This window comes from Streptomyces sp. NPDC054866 (assembly GCF_053610745.1).
Window position 1 is genome coordinate 974517 of record NZ_JBSGZA010000002.1, and the last position, 19544, is coordinate 994060.

Below are 19544 nucleotides of genomic sequence, written 5' to 3' on the forward strand. Positions count from 1 at the left end.
CCGGCCGGCGGACCGGCCGGGGGACGAGCAGGTCAGCCCGTCTTGTAGTCCTGACCGAGGACGACCGACACATCGGCGTTCGGCGCGGTCTTGCCCTTGCGGACCGCGCTGTCCGGCAGGCCGAGGGTCTTGGCGACCTCGGTGGCCTGCGTCTTCTTGTCCGCGTCGGCGTACGTGACCTGCGATGCCGCCTGGGCCCCGGAACCGGCGCCGCTGTCCACGAAGGTGTAGCCGCCGTTGACCAGCGAGATCCGCGCTTCCTGCCCCGCGCCCTGGCTGCCGGAGGCGTTCTTCACGCCGACCCGTACGGCCGCTCCCTTGTCCGGGTTCTTGACCGCGCCGCCCAGGACGTTCTTGACGACGCTCGCGCCGGCCTTCTGCGAGAGCGTCCCGTCCTGCTGCACCGGGAGCAGCTGCGTGGAGTAGTCGCCGCCCTTCGCACGGTCGGCGAGCTTGGCAAGGAAGGCGCCGAGGTCGTTCTCCTTGAGGGACGGGTCCAGGATCTGGGCCAGCGACTGGACGGTGGTCGTCGCGGCCTGCGGGTCGGACGACAGCTTCCGCAGGACGCCCTGCATGACCTGCCCGAACCGGTCGAGCTGCGCGGTCTCGGGCTCGCCGGACGCGCGGTAGGTGGCGTACGCGACGGCCATCGGGCCGCTCAGGGTCTGCTGCTCGCCCTTCTTCACGAGAGGCGCCTGACCCTTCTTGGCCTTGGGGTCCGGCACATTCGCGTCCGTGTCGATGTCGATGTTGCCGACCAGCTCGACGAGGTTGTTCAGGTAGGGGGTGTCGAGCCGCCAGGTGCCCTCGACCTGCGTGCCGAGCAGGCTGTCGATCGACTCGCGGGTGCCGGTCGAACCGTCGTCGTCGACCGACTTGCCGAGCGTCGTCCCCGCGCCCTCGTCGTTCGTCACGGAGAGGGAGTTGGGCAGCAGGACGGTGGTGCCGCGCTTGGTGGTGGTGTTGTTCACCAGGAGCGCCGTGGAGGTGCCGCCCCCCTTGGTGTTGTGCAGGTGTACGACGATCACGTCGCGGTTCTGCGGTCCTGCCGCCGCGGCGGCGTCACCGGACGCGTCGTCCGACAGGCCCGGCAGCTTGCCCGCGTACCAGAGGTAGCCGACGCCGCCCGCGATCACGAGCGCGAGCACCACGACGAGCGCGACGACCCGGGAACGCCCGCGCCGCTTGGCCTCCTCGCGCCGCTCGGTGCGGCTCTCGGTGAACTTCAGCCAGTCGATGACGTCTTCGGACTCTTCGTCCGGCTCCTCGATGAAGGAGAACTGCTGGGTCTCGTACGCGGGATCACGATCCGGCGCACGCCGGGGCTCGGGTTCGGGCGCCGGTTCCGGCTCAGGCTCCATCTGCGGCTCAGGCTCCGGCTGCCGCGACTGCTGCGGAATCCAGCCGGTCTGCGTCTGCTGGGGCTGCTGCGTCTGCTGGGAATGCTGCGTCTGCTGCTGGTCGTACGTGCCGTACGTCGCATACGGGTCATAGCCGTAGCCCTGCGAATGCTGCTGCTGGGACGCCTGTTGCTGCGACGGCTGCTGCTGGGCCTGCGCCCCGTACTGGTCGTACGAAGCCGGTGGCTGGGCCTGCTGCGGCTGCGGGGCCTGCTGCTGGAACTGCGAGGCCTGCTGCTGGACCTGCTGGTACACCGGCTGCCCATACTCGTCGTACCCGACGACCTGGTACTGATCAGCCGCATACTCCCCCGCGTACTCGCCCGCGTACGGGTCGCCGCCCGCATACGGGTCGTACTGTCGGTCGTTCACCGGTGCCCCTCTCGGCTCAATCGCCGCGGTACAGCTCGCGCTTGTCGATATAACGCACCACACCGTCCGGCACCAGATACCAGACGGGGTCGCCCTTGGCGACCCGCGCACGGCAGTCCGTGGACGAGATGGCGAGGGCCGGGACCTCGACCAGCGAGACACCGCCCGCCGGCAGGCCCGGGTCGGCCAGCGTATGGCCGGGCCGGGTGACCCCGATGAAGTGCGCCAGGGAGAACAGCTCTTCGGTGTAGCGCCAGGTGAGGATCTGGCCCAGGGCGTCGGCGCCCGTGATGAAGAAGAGGTCCGTGTCGGGATTGAGCGTGCGCAGATCGCGCAGCGTGTCCGTCGTGTAGGTCGGACCGCCGCGGTCGATGTCGATGCGGCTCACCGAGAACTGTGGGTTCTCGGCCGTCGCGATGACCGTCATCAGATAACGGTCCTCGGCCGGGGACACCGCCTTGTCGCTCTTCTGCCACGGCTGCCCGGTCGGCACGAACACCACCTCGTCGAGGTGGAACTGCGCGGCGACCTCCTGGGCCGCCACCAGGTGTCCGTGGTGGATCGGGTCAAACGTTCCGCCCATGACGCCGAGGCGGCGCTTGCCCTTGCTGGCCGGGCCGGTGCCGGGACCGGTAGGCATGTCCTGCTCTCCCATGCGTGCAGACCCTACCGGCCCGGTCGACGGGCTCTGTTTCAGCCGTCCGGTCCGTGAGACCGCTCAGCGGTTCGGCTCAGCGGTCCCGGTTGAAGCGCGTGGTGATCCACAGGAGCAGCATCAGCGCGACGAACGCGCCACCGCCGGTGACGAGAGGGCTGATGCTTGCGTGCTCGTCGACGTGCTTGCCCTCGGAGGCGAGGGTGACCAGCTGGGAGGCGGTGCTGTGGAGGCTCATCGTCGGCAGGACCTATCCGGAGGTGGGCGGGACAAAGACTTCCGGGCCATCGTATGCGGGGACACCGGCCGAGCTCACGCCGACTCAGCTGTTGTGGTCCGCGCGGTCGTCCTCCTCGCCCCCGCCGGGACGGCTCTCGCCGCCCTTGGCGGTGTCGCCGGGGCGGTCGGCGTCGGCGCCCTGGCGGTAGCCGCGCAGCAGGAACCACGCCACGAGCACGCAGCCGACGACCATGACGATCAGCACGACGCGGAGCAGATTGCCCGCCCCCTGCTCCTTCGCGGCCAGGGCGGCCGCCTCCGTGACCCAGTGGTGGGCTGCGGCGCTCTGCTCCATGACGGCCATGACGGGCGACTCCATTCGCTGTGCTGCCCTGTCACGGTATCTCCGCCTAGGCTGGGTCCCACCTCGGGGGCATGACTGGACGAGCATGGGGGATGGGGCATGACCGACGACAACGACCACGGCCACGCGAAAGACGGCGGCCACGAGAATGTGCCGAGCAGGCAGCGCAGGCGCTTCCCCGGCATCTCGTCACGGGCGTACGAACACCCGGCGGACCGTTCGGCCCTGGTGGCCCTGCGCAAGCTCACCGGCTTCGACACCGTCTTCAAGGCGCTCAGCGCGCTGCTCCCGGAGCGGAGCCTGCGGCTCCTGTTCCTCTCGGACTCCGTACGGGTCTCCGACGCGCAGTTCGCGCACCTCAACACCATGCTGCGGGACGCCTGTTACATCCTGGACCTGGAGAAGGTCCCGCCGATGTACGTGAACCAGGACCCGAACCCGAACGCGATGTGCATCGGCCTCGACGAGCCGATCATCGTGGTGACCACGGGTCTCGTCGAGCTGCTCGACGAGGAGGAGATGCGGGCGGTCGTCGGTCATGAGGTGGGCCACGCGCTCTCGGGCCACTCGGTGTACCGGACGATACTGCTCTTCCTCACGAACCTGGCGCTCAAGGTCGCCTGGATCCCGCTCGGCAATGTCGCGATCATGGCGATCGTGACCGCCCTGCGCGAGTGGTTCCGCAAGTCCGAGCTGTCGGCGGACCGCGCCGGGCTCCTGGTGGGCCAGGACCTCAAGGCGTCGATGCGCGGCCTGATGAAGATCGCGGGCGGCAACCACCTGCACGAGATGAACGTGGACGCGTTCCTGGAGCAGGCCACGGAGTACGAGGCCGGGGGCGACCTGCGCGACTCGGTCCTGAAGATCCTGAACGTACTGCCGCGTACGCACCCCTTCACCACCGTGCGCGCCGCCGAGCTGAAGAAGTGGGCCGAGACCCGCGACTACCAGCGGATCATGGACGGTCACTACCCCCGCCGCGACGAGGACAAGGACACCTCGGTGTCGGACTCCTTCCGCCAGTCGGCGTCCAGCTACGCCGACGACGTACGCCACAGCAAGGACCCGCTGATGAAGCTGGTCAACGACATCGCGGGCGGCGCGGGCGACCTGGGCGGCAAGCTGCGCGGGAAGTTCACCGGCGGTCAGGGCACACAGGGCCCCACCGAGGAGAAGTAATCCTCAGACCGAAGGCTGGGCGGTGGCCGAGAGCGAGCCGCACAGCGCCGTGGCATCACCCGTCGCGTAAGGGTCGGTGCCCGCGGGGCCGCCCGCCTTCGCCTTCTGCCCGGCGAGCAGCGGCCGCAGCTGGTTGGCGGAGTCGGCGGAGCAGGCGAGCGGTCCCGCCTGCATGTACGACACGAGCAGCTCGGCCTGGCGCATCCGCAGGTCGTCGCGGTCGAAGCGGAACTGCAGCTCCCGGCGGACGGTGAACAGCGAGGCCTTGACGTGCTCGCCCTTGCCGGCAGGGCGCAGCGCGTAGACGAAGGTGTGGTCCGAGGTCACCTCCAGGGTGTTCTTGTCCGTCTCGGTGGCGTGCAGCGTGCCGTGGACGCGGATGCCGGGCGACGCGAGGGCGGTCTTCGTCGGGTCGAACCGCACCAGCCAGCCGGTGGGCGCGTGCCGGCCGTCCGCCGCCGGGTGCGCGAAGCTCTTGTCGAACTGGTCGAGCTGCCGGGGGTCGAGCAGGATGCGCGCGGAGCGCACGGCGCCGCCGGTGAGGACGTCCGGGTCGAGCGAGGACTCGACGAGATAGTCCTTGGCGGTGGTCAGCGCGGTCATCACCTGACCGTCCGAGAAGTGTGAAGTGCGCCGCGCCGCAGGGAGGTTGATGCCCGACGCGCCCACCCGGAACTGCGCGGCCGGGCTGTGTTCGTACAGGTCGGCGGGCTTCTCGGCGCCGGGCACGGGTCCCTGTGGGGCGAGCGGTATGACCGTCATCCGCAGCGGCTCGGGGCGCTGGGCGACGGGGTTCTGGTACGGATGGCGTACGCCCATGTAGATCGCGGTGCCGAAGGCGACGGCGACCAGCAGGACGAGGATCACGGCCTGTTTGGAGAGACGCCGGCGGCGCGCGGGAAGGCGGCGCACCGCGTGCGTGTGGTCACTCATGCGCTCCTGCGCGGAGTACTCCTGGAGCCGTGCGGCGCGGACGAACGACTCGTCGAAGACGACGGATCGGTACTCGTCCTCACCACCGGCGGGAGCGCCCTCGGGGGTCCCCTCAGGTGGTTCTCCTGGCCCGCCCATACCTTCAGGGTAGGTCTCCGCGCGGTCTGGTAAACGCCCTGGTACACGACAAGTTCTGACAACTTCTCACGGGGTACGGGCGCCGCTTCTCACGGGACGCGGGGCGTCGCGGACACCGCGGGCTGGCCGTACTCCGCGGAGGCCGACGGCTTCGTGGACGCCGGGGGCGGGGCCGGGTCCTGGCGGCCCGTCGACGCGCCGCGGTAGACCGCGGTGAAGGCGAGCGCGACCATGCCGATGCCCATCAGGAGGGCGAGCATCCAGGCGACGGGGCGGTGCCAGCGGTTGTGGCTTCCATAGCCCTGTCTGCCGTACCCGTCCTCGGTGAATTCCCGGTCGTACACGTCGTCGAGGTCCGCGTCGCGGCCGAACTCGCCGCCGTCGTCGGGGCCGAATCCCTCGTCGTAGAGGTCGTCCTCCGGCGAGTCGCGGCCGGGGCCCCGGGTGCGGGCCCTGCGGCTCTCGGCCTCGGAGGCCTCGGCGCGCGCCTGGGCGGCGGCCAACAGCCGCTCCACAGCGGTGGGTTCATGAACCTCGGCGGCCTTGACGAAGGCCTCGTCGAAGACCACGGAGGCGAACTCTTCGTCCGCACCCCCGCGGTCGCGGTCGTCGTCGGGCTCCCAGCCGTCAGGAAACGACGGCGTGCCCCCCACGTCCTCCGGCACCCTTCCAGCGTAGCCCCGGAAGGGGCAATCTGGGCAGACGGTACGGGAATTCAGCCGATGCTCCGTGGGGGCGGCTTCAGCGGATGTGGCCGTCGCCGGTGACGATGTACTTCGTCGAGGTCAGCTCGGGAAGCCCCATCGGCCCTCGGGCGTGCAGCTTCTGTGTGGAGATGCCGATCTCGGCGCCGAAGCCGAACTGGCCGCCGTCCGTGAAGCGCGTGGAGGCGTTCACGGCGACCGTCGTGGAGTCCACGAGCTGGGTGAAACGGCGCGCGGCCTGCTGCGAGGTGGTGACGATCGCCTCGGTGTGCCCGGAGGTCCACAGGCGGATGTGCTCGACCGCCTGCTCCAGGGAGTCGACGATGCCCGCCGCGATGTCGTACGAGAGGTACTCGGTCTCCCAGTCCTCGGTGGTCGCGGGCACGACGGTGGCCTTCGACCCGTCGGCGTACGGGAGCACCCGCTCGTCGGCGTGCACGGTGACCCCGGCCTCGGCCAGGGCGTCCAGGGCGCGCGGCAGGAAGGCCTCGGCGATGTCCGCGTGCACCAGGAGCGTCTCGGCGGCGTTGCAGACGCTGGGCCGCTGGGCCTTGGAGTTGATGAGGATGTCGACGGCCATGTCCAGATCGGCGTCGGCGTCCACGTACACGTGGCAGTTGCCGGTGCCGGTCTCGATGACCGGGACGGTGGACTCCTCGACGACGGTCTTGATCAGCGAGGCGCCGCCGCGCGGGATGAGGACGTCGACGAGGCCGCGGGCGCGCATCAGCTCGCGTACGGAGTCGCGGTTCTCGCCGGGCACGAGCTGGACGGCGTCGGCGGGCAGGCCCGCTCCGTGGACGGCGTCGCGCAGCACGCGGACGAGCGCGGTGTTCGATTCGTACGCCGATGACGAGCCCCGCAGGAGCACCGCGTTGCCGGACTTCAGGCAGAGGGCGGCGGCGTCCACGGTGACGTTCGGGCGGGCTTCGTAGATGATCCCGACGACGCCGAGCGGGACGCGGACCTGGCGCAGGTCGATGCCGTTCGGCAGGGTCGAGCCGCGGACGACCTCGCCGACGGGGTCGGGCAGGGCGGCCACGTCGCGCACGTCGGCGGCGATGGCGCGGACCCGCTCCGGGGTGAGCGTCAGACGGTCGACGACGGACTCGCTGGTCCCGGCCTCGCGGGCGCGGGCGGTGTCCTTGCCGTTGGCCTCGATGATCTCGGCGGTGCGCACCTCGAGGGCGTCGGCGATCGCCAGGAGCGCGTCGTCCTTGGCGGCACGCGGCAGCGGCGCGAGCTTCGCGGCGGCGCCACGGGCGCGGTAGGCGGCCTGGGCGACGGGCGAGAGGTTGTCGTACGGCAAGCCCGAGAACGGAGGCGTGAGGGACGTCATGACCGCAGCGTAATAGGGACCGGCCGCGGTACACGCTGTGTTTCAGCAGCCGAGACCAGGGTGCTCACGACGGCTCGAAAAGCAGGACGGCTCAAAAAGGGTGCACGCCCACCGGGGTCGCGGGCAGCGGGCCGTACCCCTCCGCGATGCGCTGGTGGTAGGTGTCGCGGTCGATGACCTCAAGACCCACGATCTCCCAGGGCGGGAGCTGCGCGCTCTGCCGGTGCTCGCCCCAGAGCCGGAGCGCGACCGCGGCGGCGTCGTGCAGGTCGCGGGCCTCTTCCCAGTACCGGATCTCCGCGTGGTCGGGCGCATACCTGCTGGTCAGCAGAAAGGGATGGTCGTGGGCGAGCTGTTCGAGCCCCCGCCTGACCTCCTTCAGCGGGGCTTCGCCCCCCGAGACGCTCAGGGTGACGTGCCACAGACGGGGCGCGTCCACCGTCTCGCCCTCCTGACTCTCGTCCGTCTCGCCCGCCGCTTGCGTGTCACCGGTGTACGTCGCCCCCGCGGCGACGCTGGTCAGGGACCGCTCAGCCGGCGCGCGGGACGACGCTCCCGGGCGCACTCGTCTCACGACGGCCTCCTCTACGCAATGGTGGTGCGGATACGCAATGGTCGTGCGGAAGTGTCTGGAACAAAGTTGAGCAGGCCAAGCGCCCCCGCGGGGCGGTTTTGGGGAGTTTCACCTCGCAGGGGCCGGTCGGCGCACGGCGTTCGCGCCTGTTTTCGGCCGGGGAGCGGTGGGGCCTGTGTGACTCCTGTGACGGCAGAACCGCGGACGCAGGGGGGCGTGAACGGCTAGTCGTGCAGCAGGGCCAGGTCGTCGCGGTGCACCACTTCCCGCTCGTACGCCGGTCCGAGCTCCCGCGCGAGCTCCCGCGTGGAACGACCGAGGAGCTGCGGGAGCTCCTTGGCGTCGAAGTTCACCAGACCCCGCGCGACGGCCCGCCCCGCGGTGTCCCGCAGCTCGACCGGGTCGCCCGCGGAGAAGTCGCCCTCGACCGCGGCGATCCCGGCGGGCAGCAGCGATTTGCGCCCCTCGACGACGGCGCGCACCGCCCCGTCGTCGAGCGTCAGCGCGCCCTGCGGCTCGGAGGCGTGCTGGAGCCACAGGAGCCGGTCGCCGGTGCGGCGGCCCGTGCGGTGGAAGTACGTACCGGTGTCGCGGCCCGCGAGGGCGTCGGCGGCGTGGCTCGCGGAGGTCAGGACCACCGGGATACCGGCGGCCGCGGCGATCCGCGCGGCCTCGACCTTGGTGACCATGCCGCCGGTGCCGACGCCCGCCTTGCCCGCGCTGCCGATCTGGACGTGCTCTATGTCGGCGGGGCCGGTGACCTCGGAGATCCGTGAGGTGCCGGGCTTCGCGGGGTCGCCGTCGTAGAGGCCGTCCACGTCCGAGAGCAGCACCAGGAGGTCGGCGTGGACGAGGTGCGCGACGAGGGCGGCGAGCCGGTCGTTGTCGCCGAAGCGGATCTCGTCCGTCGCCACGGTGTCGTTCTCGTTCACGACGGGCAGCGCGCCCATCGCCAGGAGCTGGTCGAAGGTGCGGGAGGCGTTGCGGTGGTGGGCACGGCGTGCCATGTCGTCGGAGGTGAGGAGCACCTGCCCGACGCGTACGCCGTAGCGCGCGAAGGAAGCGGTGTAGCGGGCCATGAGAAGGCCTTGGCCGACGCTGGCGGCCGCCTGCTGCCTCGCCAGGTCCTTGGGGCGCCTGCGCAGCCCCAGCGGCGAGAGCCCGGCGGCGATGGAGCCGGAGGAGACGAGCACGATCTCGCGCTCGCCGCCGCTGCGGCTCTTGGCGAGCACGTCAACGAGGGCGTCAACGCGATCGGCGTCCAGGCCCCCCGCCGCGGTGGTCAGGGACGAGGACCCGACCTTGACGACAACCCTGTGGGCCTCTTTGATGCCCTGCCTTGCCCCAGCCACGTGCTTCCCCAATTGATCCTGAAGATCCCATTCCCTGCCGGACCAGCAATCTACGCGAGTGAGCCGGTGAGGTGCCCACGCATTTCGAGGGGCGGACCGGGCAGGGGCCGAAGGGCCCCCCGAGGCGGATCCGGGCCTCGGGGTTCAGTACCTTTGCCCCTTTATCCGGTGATTGTCGTCACGGAAGATTGCTACAGAGCCACGGCACGTCATACGGTCAGTGGTCGTCTTCCCCGACTTCCCCCCATCCGATCCCCCCGATCCCCCGCCAGGAGCCCAAGCCCGTGCCCTCTGCCGGACTCGCACCCCGCCGCATCGTGCAGCTCTCCGCGCTGTTCGCGATGTTCGCGCTCTTCACGGCCCAGCTCGTCAGCGCGCTGGTCCCGTATGTACCGGTGTTCATCGCCGCGTCGGCGGCGAACCTCGCGCTCGATGTCTATCTCCAGTACAAACAGCCGGGCCTCCTCTCCCTCCTGGGCAAGATCCGCTTCGATGTCACCGTCAGGCAGCTCCTGCGCGACATGCTGATCCTGGTCGGCCTGCTGCGCATCGACGGCATCGAGCCGCTGGCCGAGCAGTCGCCGCTGACCATCTCGCTGCTGGCGTTCTACTTCCTGCACTTCGGCTGCCAGGCCACCGCCATACTGGTGCGCCGCCGCCGCCAGCTGCCGATCGTCACGCGCAACATCGACACGTCCGCGCTGCACCTGACCGCGGCCCCGCCGCGGATCCTCTCGCGCCGCCAGGCCCACCGCCTGCTGACCTTCTCGATCCCCACCACGGCGGGCCTCATGGTCACCGCGGCCACCACGGACGCGTACTGGGGCGGCATCGGCCTCGGGATCTCCATCGCCCTGATGGGCGCGGGCGCGATCTACCTCGCCACGTGGCTGCTCCCCAAGAAGCGGGCGAAGAACGACGAGAAGGTCATGGAGTGGCTGGACAACTGGCTGGCCGACTACCAGCCGTCCGTCGCGATGTACTTCTCGGGCGGCTCCACGTCCGCGTACCAGGCGAACATGTGGCTCTCCACGCTCTCCAAGCTCGACGGCAAGCCGCTGATCGTGCTGCGTGAGCGGTTCATGGTGCAGAAGATCGACGCGACGGACGTCCCGATCATCTGCTTCCCGAAGGTCGCGACGATGTTCTCCCTGGAGACGTCGACGCTGAAGATGATGCTGCACCCGGCGAACGCCGCGAAGACCTCGCAGGTCCTGCGCATCCCCACGATCAAGCACGCCTTCATCAACCACGGCGAGAGCGACAAGCTGTCCTCCTGCAACCCGTACGCGAAGGCGTACGACGAGGTGTGGGTGGCCGGGCCCGCCGCACGCGACCGCTACCAGGCCGCCGACGTCGGTGTCGAGGACAAGGACGTGGTCGAGGTCGGCCGCCCCCAGCTGTCCCCGATCCTGCCGTCGACGGGCGCCCCCACGGGCGCGTTCACGACCGTTCTGTACGCCCCCACCTGGGAGGGCTGGGACGGCAACCCCGGCAACACGTCGGTGACCCTCGCGGGCGAGAACATCGTCCGGCACCTCCTCGCCGACCCCGGCGTCCGGCTCATCTACAAGCCGCACCCGATGACGGGCTCGCAGGACCCGCGCGCCGGCGCCGCCAACGACCGCATCAAGGCGATGATCCGCGAGGCCGCCGCCAAGCGCACGGGCGAGCGTCCCGGGCCGGAGGCGGCCGCCGAACTGGCGCGCCGCACCGCCGAGTTGGACCAGCGGACCTCGACCGCGTTCCGCAAGAGCGTGGACGAGATGGAGCGGATGATGCTCCAGGGCACGCCCGACGGCGACCAGCAGGCGGCTGTCGCCGAGGCGACGGCGGCGTGGGAGGCTGCGTACTGGGCGTCGTTCCCCGAGTGGGAGCACCAGATCATCACCACCGCGCGCCCCGCGATCTTCTCCTGCTTCAACCAGGCGGACCTGCTGATCAGCGACGTCTCCTCGGTCGTCTCCGACTGGCTGACGAGCGAGAAGCCGTACGCGGTCGCCAACACGTCCGGCATGTCCGAGGCGGACTTCCGCGCGGGCTTCCCGACGGTGAGCGCGGCGGCGATCCTCTCCCCGACCGCCGAGGGCATCCCCGACCTCCTGGAGGCCGTCCGCTCCCCGGAGCTCGACACGCACGCCGAGGCGCGCGTGGCCCTCAAGGAGCACCTCCTGGGCCCCTCGGACCCGCCCTCCCTGGTCCGCTTCAACGAGGCGGCCCTCGCGCTCGCGGCCAAGGCCGATGAGCGCCGCCTGCGCATGGCCACCCGCATCGACGCGGAGATCCCCAGCCAGCGGGCGGCTCAGGACGCGGCGGAGGAAATGGAAGCGGACCCGACGGAACCGAACCCGAACGGCGCGGAAGACTCCGTCACTGCTTGACCGCAGGGAGCGCCCCGTCAGGGGCGCGGGGAACTGCGCGAGAAACCACGACGCACCAGCACGGTGTACGAACAGGCGAAGGCCCCCGGAGCAGAAGCTCCGGGGGCCTTCGCGCAGTCCAGGGCGCCCCCGCCAGGCAAAAGCCTAGAACGGCTCGAAGTCGTCGTACGCCTTCTCCGCCTCGTCCCGCTCCGCGTCCCTGTCCCGGCGGCGCTGAGCAGCGGGGCGGGGCGCCTCCAGGCGGTGGTCCTCGCCACGGCGGCCCAGCATCTCCGCACCGGCCATGACCGTGGGCTCCCAGTCGAAGACGACCGCGTTGTCCTCGGGGCCGATGGCGACGCCGTCACCCGTGCGGGCGCCCGCCTTCATCAGCTCTTCCTCGACGCCGAGACGGTTGAGGCGGTCCGCGAGGTAGCCGACGGCCTCGTCGTTGTTGAAGTCGGTCTGGCGCACCCAGCGCTCCGGCTTCTCGCCGCGCACGCGGTAGATGCCGTCGTCGCCGAGCTTGACGGTGAAGCCCGCGTCGTCCACGGCCTTGGGCCGGATGACGATGCGGGTCGCCTCCTCCTTCGGCTTCGCGGCACGCGCCTCGGCCACGACCTCGGCGAGCGCGAAGGAGAGCTCCTTGAGCCCCTTGTGCGCCACGGCCGACACCTCGAAGACGCGGTAGCCGCGGGCCTCCAGATCGGGCCGGACCAGGTCGGCGAGGTCCTGGCCGTCCGGTACGTCGATCTTGTTGAGGACGACGACACGCGGCCGGTTCTCCAGGCCCGCGCCGTACTCCCGCAGCTCGGCCTCGATGATGTCGAGGTCGGAGACGGGGTCACGGTCGGACTCGAGGGTCGCCGTGTCCAGGACGTGCACCAGGACGCTGCACCGCTCGACGTGCCGCAGGAACTCGAGCCCGAGGCCCTTGCCCTGGCTCGCGCCCGGGATCAGACCCGGTACGTCGGCGATGGTGTAGACGGTCGAACCGGCCGTCACCACACCGAGGTTGGGGACCAGCGTCGTGAACGGGTAGTCCGCGATCTTCGGCTTGGCCGCGCTCAGGACCGAGATCAGCGAGGACTTGCCGGCGCTCGGGTAGCCCACGAGCGCGACGTCCGCGACCGTCTTGAGCTCAAGGACGACATCGCCCGCGTCGCCAGGCTCACCGAGGAGCGCGAAGCCGGGCGCCTTGCGGCGGGCCGAGGCGAGCGCCGCGTTGCCGAGGCCGCCGCGGCCGCCCTGGGCCGCGATGTACGTGGTGCCCTGGCCGACCAGGTCGGCGAGGACGTTGCCCTGCTTGTCGAGGATGACGGTGCCGTCCGGCACGGGCAGGACCAGGTCCTGGCCGTCCTTGCCTGAGCGGTTGTCACCGGCGCCGGGAGCGCCGTTGGTGGCCTTGCGGTGCGGGGAGTGGTGGTAGTCGAGCAGCGTCGTGACCGACTGGTCGACGACCAGGATCACGTCACCGCCACGGCCGCCGTTGCCGCCGTCCGGGCCGCCGAGCGGCTTGAACTTCTCACGGTGGACGGAGGCACAGCCGTGGCCCCCGCTACCCGCGGCGACATGCAGCTCGACGCGGTCCACGAAGGTGGTCATGGGATGTGCCTCCAGAAACGTTACGAAATGTCAGGGGCGAAATGCCCCTAGGTGTAACACGCGAAGGGCGGACCCGCTTCCCGACAGGGAAGTGAGGTCCGCCCTCGCGAAGAACTGTTCTACGGAAGCCTGATTCAGGCGACCGGAACGATGTTCACGACCTTGCGGCCACGGTGGGTACCGAACTCCACCGCACCGGCGTCCAGCGCGAACAAGGTGTCGTCCTTGCCGCGGCCGACGCCCGAGCCCGGGTGGAAGTGGGTGCCACGCTGGCGGACCAGGATCTCACCGGCGTTGACGGTCTGACCGCCGAAGCGCTTCACACCGAGCCGCTGAGCATTGGAATCGCGCCCGTTCCGAGTGGACGATGCGCCCTTCTTGTGTGCCATCTTGTCTCAGTCCCTTACTTCGCAGCCGTGGGGATACCGGTGATCTTGATCGCCGTGTACTGCTGACGGTGACCCTGACGACGGCGGTAGCCGGTCTTGTTCTTGTAGCGAAGGATGTCGATCTTCGCGCCCTTGTGGTGGTCCACGACCTCGGCCTGGACCTTGATGCCGGCAAGGACCCACGGGTCGCTGGTCACGGCGTCGCCGTCGACAACGAGCAGGGTCGAGAGCTCGACCGTGTCGCCAACCTTGGCAGTGGAAATCTTGTCAACCTCAACGATGTCGTCGACAGCAACCTTGTGCTGGCGACCACCGCTGCGCACGATGGCGTACACGCGGATCTCTCTCTCGCTCGGAACGGGACCCCCGCAGTCCAGCCGCCCGTCCAGATGCACGGTCGGCCTCTCCCGAGCGCCGGGGGCGCCGGAAGGAAATCAGGTTTACAGGGGTAGGACATGCCTACTGACATGCCGACGCCCAAGATTACGGGGCTGGGCCGGAAGGGTCAAACCGGCTTCTCACCGTCCGGCGGCAGCGGCTTGACACCCTTGCACAGGTCGGTGCCGTCGGCCTTGCCCGGCCAGGCGACGGCCCGTACGCGGTCGAAGTGGCCGCGGTACGCGTCGTGCACGGAGTCGTCGTCGACCTTCACGATCGCCTCGTCGTTCTCGCGCAGCGCCGGGGCCGTGTAGTTCTGCGAGCCGGTGAAGGAGAGCTTGTTCTGCCTGCCGTCGTACTTGCCGTCGATGAGTAGGTACTTCGAGTGGATGATGTAGGGCGTGACCAGCTTGGTGCCGGGGTGCAAGGGGTCCCGGTCGTCGTTGAAGCAGCGCATGGTCGGCCCGCCGGTCTTGTGCAGGGCCTCCCAGGTGCCCGGGGTGCCGCCCTGGCTCTTGGCGCTGTCGGTCTCGGCGTAGACGATGCTGACCGTGCAGCCCGCCTTCTTGAGCGAGACGAGCTTGTCGGCGATCTGCTTCCGGGTGATCTTGAAGATCGAGGCGCGGACGTTGGTGTGCCGGGGCACCCCGGCCGCGTCCTTGTAGTTGCACTGCACGTTGTTCAGGACCGAGTACATCGTGTCGGTCTCGTTGACCGTGCCGGAGCGCGGGAAGAAGTACGCCTTGTAGAGGCCGTCGCTCACCGTGCGGTAGTCCCAGTTCCGCCAGTCCTTGCGGATCATCTCGGCGAAGTAGTCGGCGTACGCCTCGTACATCGTCGGGTTGTTCGGGAGCTGCAGCGCGTCGTTGTAGAACTTCGTGTGGGCGGAGGGCGTCGAGTTCGACGTGGTCTGTACGACGACGTCCCGTGCACCCTCGACCTGCGAGAACAGCCAGAACTTGTTGTGCATGATCGACTTGCCGTACGTGGGATCGCCCAGGCAGGACTTGCCGGTCGGGCAGAGCGTCACGAAGGACGGCTTGTTCTTGTCGGTGCCGAGTTTGGCCGCGAGCCTGGCGTACGAGGTGTTCGCGGGGCGGTCGCTCCTGCTGGACTCGTCGAGCACCATCTGCACGTGCACACCGCGGTTCCTGGCCGCCAGGAGCGCGTCGACGACCGAGGCCTCCCACACGTGGTAGACCGCGACCTTGATGGTCGAGCCGGGCACCGCGGCGTTCGTCAGCTCGATGAGCCGGGTCCGGATCGCGTGCTGCTGCTCGGGGGTGCCCTTCGGATCGTTGAAGAGCGGCGCCTCCACCAGGGGCGGCTCGCCGTCGGCCACCGCCGTCCCCATGGCGCTGACGGTCTGGATGCCCGCCGCCGACAGGACCGTGGCCAGCGCGACGGCCTGGCGTCCGCCCTTGATCTGCTTCGCGGCGCGGTGACGTCCCGTGCCTCTCAGGCGACCCTGCGCCATCGTGCGTCCCCTCCCTGACACGAGCGCGACGTCTCCCCGAACACCACGCGCGCGTGCTCCTTCACCAACCGCATGAGTTTTACAGGTAGTTCAGCGCGTGCCAACAGACAGGTGCCCCCGGCGTGGCCAAATCACCACACCGGGGGCACCCGGTCATCTGTACGGACTACGAAGGGGCAGGTCAGCCCTCGTCGGCCGCGGAGGCCTTGACACCGGAGAGTGTCTGCTCCGCCGCGGCGGTCTTCTTCGTCGTCTTCGACGCCTTCTTGGCCGTCGTCTTCTTTGCGGCCGTCTTCTTGGCCGCGGTCTTCTTGGCGGCGGCCTTCTTCGCGGGCGCCTTCTTGGCGGCAGTCTTACGCGCCGTCTTCTTGGCCGGAGCGGCTTCCTCGGCGTCGGCCTCGGGCTTCTCCGATGCCTTCTCGGCGGCCTTCTCCGGGGCCTCCGTGGCCTTCTCGGCCGACGGGACGACCAGGACGGCCGCCTCCTCGGACGTGGTCGGCGCGGTGGCCTTGCGGACCGCACGGCGGCGCGGACGGGCCGGAGCGGCGTCGGCCACAGGCTCGGCGGCGACGGGCTCGGCGACCGGTTCCGCCACGGGCTCGGGCTTCGGCGTCTCGGCCACGATCACCTCGGCGGCCTCGGGCTCGGCGCCCTCGGCGGACTTCGGCGAACCGGCGGGCGACGTCGCCTTGCGGGTCGCACGACGGCGCGTACGCCCCTTGGGGGCCGCGTCGTCCACCGGCGCCTCGGGGGCCACCTCGACGACCGGGTCCTCGGCGGCGGCCGGAGTCTCGACCACGGGGGCCTCGACCACCGGAGCCTCGTCCTCGGCCGTGGCAGCCTTCCGGGACCTGGAACGCCGCTCCGACTTCGGCGCGGTCTCCGCCTTCGGGGCGCCGGCCGGAGCCGAGGCCCGACGGGTCGCCCTGCGGCGCGAACGGCCACCGCGGGACGCCGCGGCCTCGGCCTCGGACGCGCTGCTGTAGAGCTCCTCGTCCGGCACGAACTCGGGCTCGGGAAGCGCCACCGGGGCAGCGGCCTCCGCGGCGACCTCCGCCTCGGTCTCGGTCTCCGTCTCGACCTCGGCCGTGGCCTCGTGGTCGTGCTCGTGCGTGTGCTCCTGACCCTGCTCCGAGCCGCCGCGGCCGCGCTTCTTGCGCTTGCCGCCGCCACCGGCGGAGGTCGGCTGCTCCATGTGCACGATCACGCCGCGGCCGTTGCAGTGGACGCAGGTCTCGGAGAAGGACTCAAGCAGACCCTGGCCGACCCGCTTACGGGTCATCTGGACGAGACCCAGCGAGGTGACCTCGGCCACCTGGTGCTTCGTACGGTCACGGCCCAGGCATTCGAGCAGGCGGCGCAGGACCAGGTCCCTGTTGGACTCGAGCACCATGTCGATGAAGTCGATGACGACGATGCCACCGAGGTCACGCAGGCGCAGCTGGCGCACGATCTCCTCGGCCGCTTCGAGGTTGTTCCTCGTCACGGTCTCTTCGAGGTTGCCGCCCTGACCGGTGAACTTGCCGGTGTTGACGTCGACGACGATCATCGCCTCGGTCTTGTCGATCACCAGCGAGCCGCCGCTGGGCAGCCAGACCTTACGGTCGAGCGCCTTCATCAGCTGCTCGTCGATGCGGTACGTCGCGAAGACGTCGACCTCGGAGGTCCAGCGCTGCAGGCGGTCGGCCAGGTCGGGGGCGACGTGGGAGACGTATCCGTGGATGGTCTCCCAGGCGTCGTCACCGCTGACGATGACCTTCGAGAAGTCCTCGTTGAAGATGTCGCGGACGACACGGACGGTCATGTCCGGCTCGCCGTACAGAAGCGTCGGCGCGGCGCCGCCGTTCTTCGCCTTCTTCTGGATCTCTTCCCACTGCTGCTGCAGACGCTCGACGTCGCGGCGCAGCTCGTCCTCGCTCGCGCCCTCGGCGGCGGTGCGCACGATGACGCCCGCGTCCTCGGGGACGATCTTCTTGAGGATGGTCTTCAGACGCGCGCGCTCGGTGTCGGGCAGCTTGCGGCTGATGCCGGTCATCGAGCCCTCGGGCACGTAGACCAGGTAGCGGCCCGGCAGCGAGACCTGCGAGGTCAGACGCGCGCCCTTGTGGCCGATCGGGTCCTTCGTGACCTGCACGAGGACCGACTGGCCCGACTTGAGGGCGGACTCGATGCGGCGGGGGCCGTTGGCCATCCCGAGCGCCTCGAAGTTGACCTCACCGGCGTACAGGACGGCGTTGCGGCCCTTGCCGATGTCGATGAAGGCGGCCTCCATGGACGGCAGCACGTTCTGGACCTTGCCCAGGTAGACGTTGCCGACGTACGAGGTGGCCTGTTCCTTGTTGACGTAGTGCTCGACGAGCACGTTGTCCTCGAGGACGCCGATCTGGGTGCGCTCGCCGTTCTGGCGGACGACCATCACACGCTCGACGGCCTCACGGCGGGCCAGGAACTCGGCCTCGGTGATGATCGGGACGCGGCGGCGGCCCTGCTCGCGGCCCTCGCGGCGGCGCTGCTTCTTGGCCTCCAGGCGCGTCGAGCCCTTGATGGACGTGACCTCGTCGACGCCGGTGCCCAGCTCGCGCTCTTCCTTCTTGCGCGGCTCACGGACCTTGACGACCGTACGCTCCGGGTCGCCGTCCGAGGCGCTCTCGCCCTCACCGGAGTCCCCGGCGCGACGGCGACGGCGGCGACGGCGACGGCTGCTGCTCGAACCGGAGCCCGAGCCGTTGTCGTCGGAGTCGTCCTCGGCCTGCTCGCCGGTGTCCTCCGCCTCCTGCTCGGCGGCGGCGTCCGTGTCGGACTCGGTGTCGGAGTCCTGCTGGTCGCCGGAGTCGTCGGCGGACTCACCGCGGCGGCGGCGACGGCCACCACGACGGCGACGGCGGCCGTGACGCTCACCGGAGTCGTCGGACTCGTCGTGGTCGTTGTCGCTGTCCGCGGCGGTGTCCTCGGCCTCTTCGGCTTCGGCGGGCTCCTCCGCGGCCTGCGGAGCGGCCTTCGCGGGCTCGGCGGCGGCAGCGGGCTGCTCGTCGGCGGCCCGACGGCGGCGGCGACGGCGCGGGCCGGTCTCCTCCTCCACCACGGGTGCGGTGGCGACGGGCTCCGCCTCGACCTCTTCGGCGGGCTCGTCGGCCGCTTCGGCGGCGGCCGCGGCGGCGGCGCGCTCCGGGGTCTGGAACATCGGCTCGGCGAACACCGGCGCCTGGAAGACGGCGACGGCGGGCCGCGCGGGCTTCTGCCCGGAGTCGTCGTCGGCGTCACCGGCACGCGCCTTGCGGGCCCGCGCCGGGGCGGGCGCCGAGAAGCCGGCGGCGGCCTTGCGGGTGGCACGGCGGCGCGGACGGCCACGGGGCGCGTCGTCCTCGGCGGACTCGGCCTCGGGGGTCTCCGTGCTCGCCACGGGCTCGGCGGCCTGGGGAGCCTCGGCGGGCTCGGCGGCGGCAGCGGTCTCGGCGGCGGGCGCGGACGAGCCGCGGGTCGCGCGGCGGCGGGCACGGCGCGGGGCCGCGTCGCCGGACTCCGGCTGTGCCTCGGGGGCGGGCTCGGCGGCGGGCTCCTCGGCCACGGGCTCGGTGACCGCGGGCGTCTCGGCGGCGGCCTCGGCACCCTGCGGCGCACCGGCGGGAGCGGAGGCACGGCGGGTCGCACGGCGGCGTCGCGGGGCGGGAGCGGCTTCCTCGGCGGGCTCGGCCTCGGCCGGGGCCACGGCGGCCACGGGCTCGCTGACCGGCGTCTCGGCAGGCGTCTCGGCGGGGGTCTCAGCGCCCTGGGGCGCACCGGCGGGAGCCGAGGCGCGGCGCGTGGCACGGCGGCGCGCACGCGGGGCGGGAGCGGCTTCCTCGGCCGCTGCGGGCTCCGGAGTCACGGCCTCTGCGGGCGCTTCGGCGGCGGGGGTGGCCGGTATGGCCGGAGCTGTGCCCTCGGTGGCCTCGGTCGTGCCCACGGGCGGGCCCGCGGGCCGCGACGCCGCACGGCGCCTGCGGCGCGGCGGCAGGGTGTCGCTGGGGCTGTTGTTGTCCGAGCCCTCAGTGGGTTCGTTCGGCTCATGCATGCGGGCGGTTCTCCCGTCACGCTCCCGGGCGCCGCGCCTTGTCCGGTGATGTCCG

At 70.8% G+C, this 19544-nt stretch carries 16 protein-coding genes; 2 read left to right on the forward strand and 14 right to left on the reverse strand.

Going from position 1 to position 19544, the window contains the following annotated elements; translation table 11 throughout:
• Positions 1-32: 32 nt before the first annotated feature.
• The 4 genes from ACWGI2_RS13130 to ACWGI2_RS13145 all read right to left on the reverse strand — a co-directional run bounded on the left by ACWGI2_RS13130 (position 33) and on the right by ACWGI2_RS13145 (position 3010).
• Complete coding sequence (locus tag ACWGI2_RS13130) at positions 33-1772, reverse strand: LCP family protein (RefSeq protein WP_453695304.1); 1740 nt, start codon at positions 1770-1772, stop codon at positions 33-35.
• A gap of 16 nt (positions 1773-1788) precedes the next feature.
• Positions 1789-2427, reverse strand: a complete 639-nt coding sequence (nadD, locus tag ACWGI2_RS13135; RefSeq protein WP_160504995.1) for a nicotinate-nucleotide adenylyltransferase — start codon at positions 2425-2427, stop codon at positions 1789-1791.
• Between the two features lie 76 nt (positions 2428-2503).
• The gene (locus tag ACWGI2_RS13140; protein ID WP_202121161.1) at positions 2504-2665 is read right to left on the reverse strand and encodes a hypothetical protein; all 162 of its coding nucleotides are present in this window, start codon (positions 2663-2665) and stop codon (positions 2504-2506) included.
• A gap of 84 nt (positions 2666-2749) precedes the next feature.
• The gene (locus ACWGI2_RS13145) at positions 2750-3010 is read right to left on the reverse strand and encodes a hypothetical protein (protein ID WP_453695777.1); all 261 of its coding nucleotides are present in this window, start codon (positions 3008-3010) and stop codon (positions 2750-2752) included.
• Positions 3011-3109: 99 nt separating this feature from the next.
• Here ACWGI2_RS13145 and ACWGI2_RS13150 point away from each other — a divergent pair, with 99 nt between their 5' ends.
• Complete coding sequence (locus ACWGI2_RS13150; RefSeq protein WP_453395518.1) at positions 3110-4189, forward strand: M48 family metallopeptidase; 1080 nt, start codon at positions 3110-3112, stop codon at positions 4187-4189.
• Between the two features lie 3 nt (positions 4190-4192).
• Here ACWGI2_RS13150 and ACWGI2_RS13155 read toward each other — a convergent pair whose 3' ends face one another.
• The 5 genes from ACWGI2_RS13155 to proB all read right to left on the reverse strand — a co-directional run bounded on the left by ACWGI2_RS13155 (position 4193) and on the right by proB (position 9229).
• Positions 4193-5260: an SCO2583 family membrane protein gene (locus ACWGI2_RS13155; RefSeq protein WP_453695305.1), complete on the reverse strand. Its 1068-nt coding sequence runs from the start codon at positions 5258-5260 to the stop codon at positions 4193-4195.
• Between the two features lie 89 nt (positions 5261-5349).
• Positions 5350-5925, reverse strand: coding sequence for an SCO2584 family spore wall biosynthesis protein (locus ACWGI2_RS13160; RefSeq protein WP_453695307.1), 576 nt, complete (start codon positions 5923-5925; stop codon positions 5350-5352).
• A 76-nt stretch (positions 5926-6001) separates the two neighbouring features.
• Positions 6002-7303: a glutamate-5-semialdehyde dehydrogenase gene (locus ACWGI2_RS13165; RefSeq protein ID WP_160504999.1), complete on the reverse strand. Its 1302-nt coding sequence runs from the start codon at positions 7301-7303 to the stop codon at positions 6002-6004.
• A gap of 91 nt (positions 7304-7394) precedes the next feature.
• A complete protein-coding gene (locus tag ACWGI2_RS13170; RefSeq protein WP_160505000.1) occupies positions 7395-7877 on the reverse strand; it encodes a hypothetical protein in 483 nt (160 codons plus the stop codon).
• A gap of 224 nt (positions 7878-8101) precedes the next feature.
• Entirely contained in the window at positions 8102-9229 is a 1128-nt protein-coding gene (proB, locus tag ACWGI2_RS13175) for a glutamate 5-kinase (protein ID WP_453695309.1), read from the reverse strand.
• Between the two features lie 284 nt (positions 9230-9513).
• Between proB and ACWGI2_RS13180 the strand changes: the two genes are divergently transcribed.
• On the forward strand, positions 9514-11610 hold the full coding sequence (locus tag ACWGI2_RS13180; RefSeq protein WP_453695311.1) for a hypothetical protein: 2097 nt from the start codon (positions 9514-9516) through the stop codon (positions 11608-11610).
• Positions 11611-11754: 144 nt separating this feature from the next.
• Here ACWGI2_RS13180 and obgE read toward each other — a convergent pair whose 3' ends face one another.
• From obgE to ACWGI2_RS13205, 5 genes are all read right to left on the reverse strand, one after another.
• A complete protein-coding gene (obgE, locus tag ACWGI2_RS13185) occupies positions 11755-13194 on the reverse strand; it encodes a GTPase ObgE (RefSeq protein WP_453695312.1) in 1440 nt (479 codons plus the stop codon).
• A 134-nt stretch (positions 13195-13328) separates the two neighbouring features.
• Positions 13329-13583, reverse strand: coding sequence for a 50S ribosomal protein L27 (rpmA, locus tag ACWGI2_RS13190; protein WP_030564037.1), 255 nt, complete (start codon positions 13581-13583; stop codon positions 13329-13331).
• 14 nt (positions 13584-13597) lie between these two features.
• Entirely contained in the window at positions 13598-13918 is a 321-nt protein-coding gene (gene rplU / locus ACWGI2_RS13195) for a 50S ribosomal protein L21 (RefSeq protein WP_055566950.1), read from the reverse strand.
• Positions 13919-14088: 170 nt separating this feature from the next.
• Entirely contained in the window at positions 14089-15438 is a 1350-nt protein-coding gene (locus ACWGI2_RS13200; protein ID WP_453695313.1) for a phospholipase D-like domain-containing protein, read from the reverse strand.
• Positions 15439-15619: 181 nt separating this feature from the next.
• Entirely contained in the window at positions 15620-19489 is a 3870-nt protein-coding gene (locus ACWGI2_RS13205) for an Rne/Rng family ribonuclease (protein WP_453695315.1), read from the reverse strand.
• Positions 19490-19544: the final 55 nt, after the last annotated feature.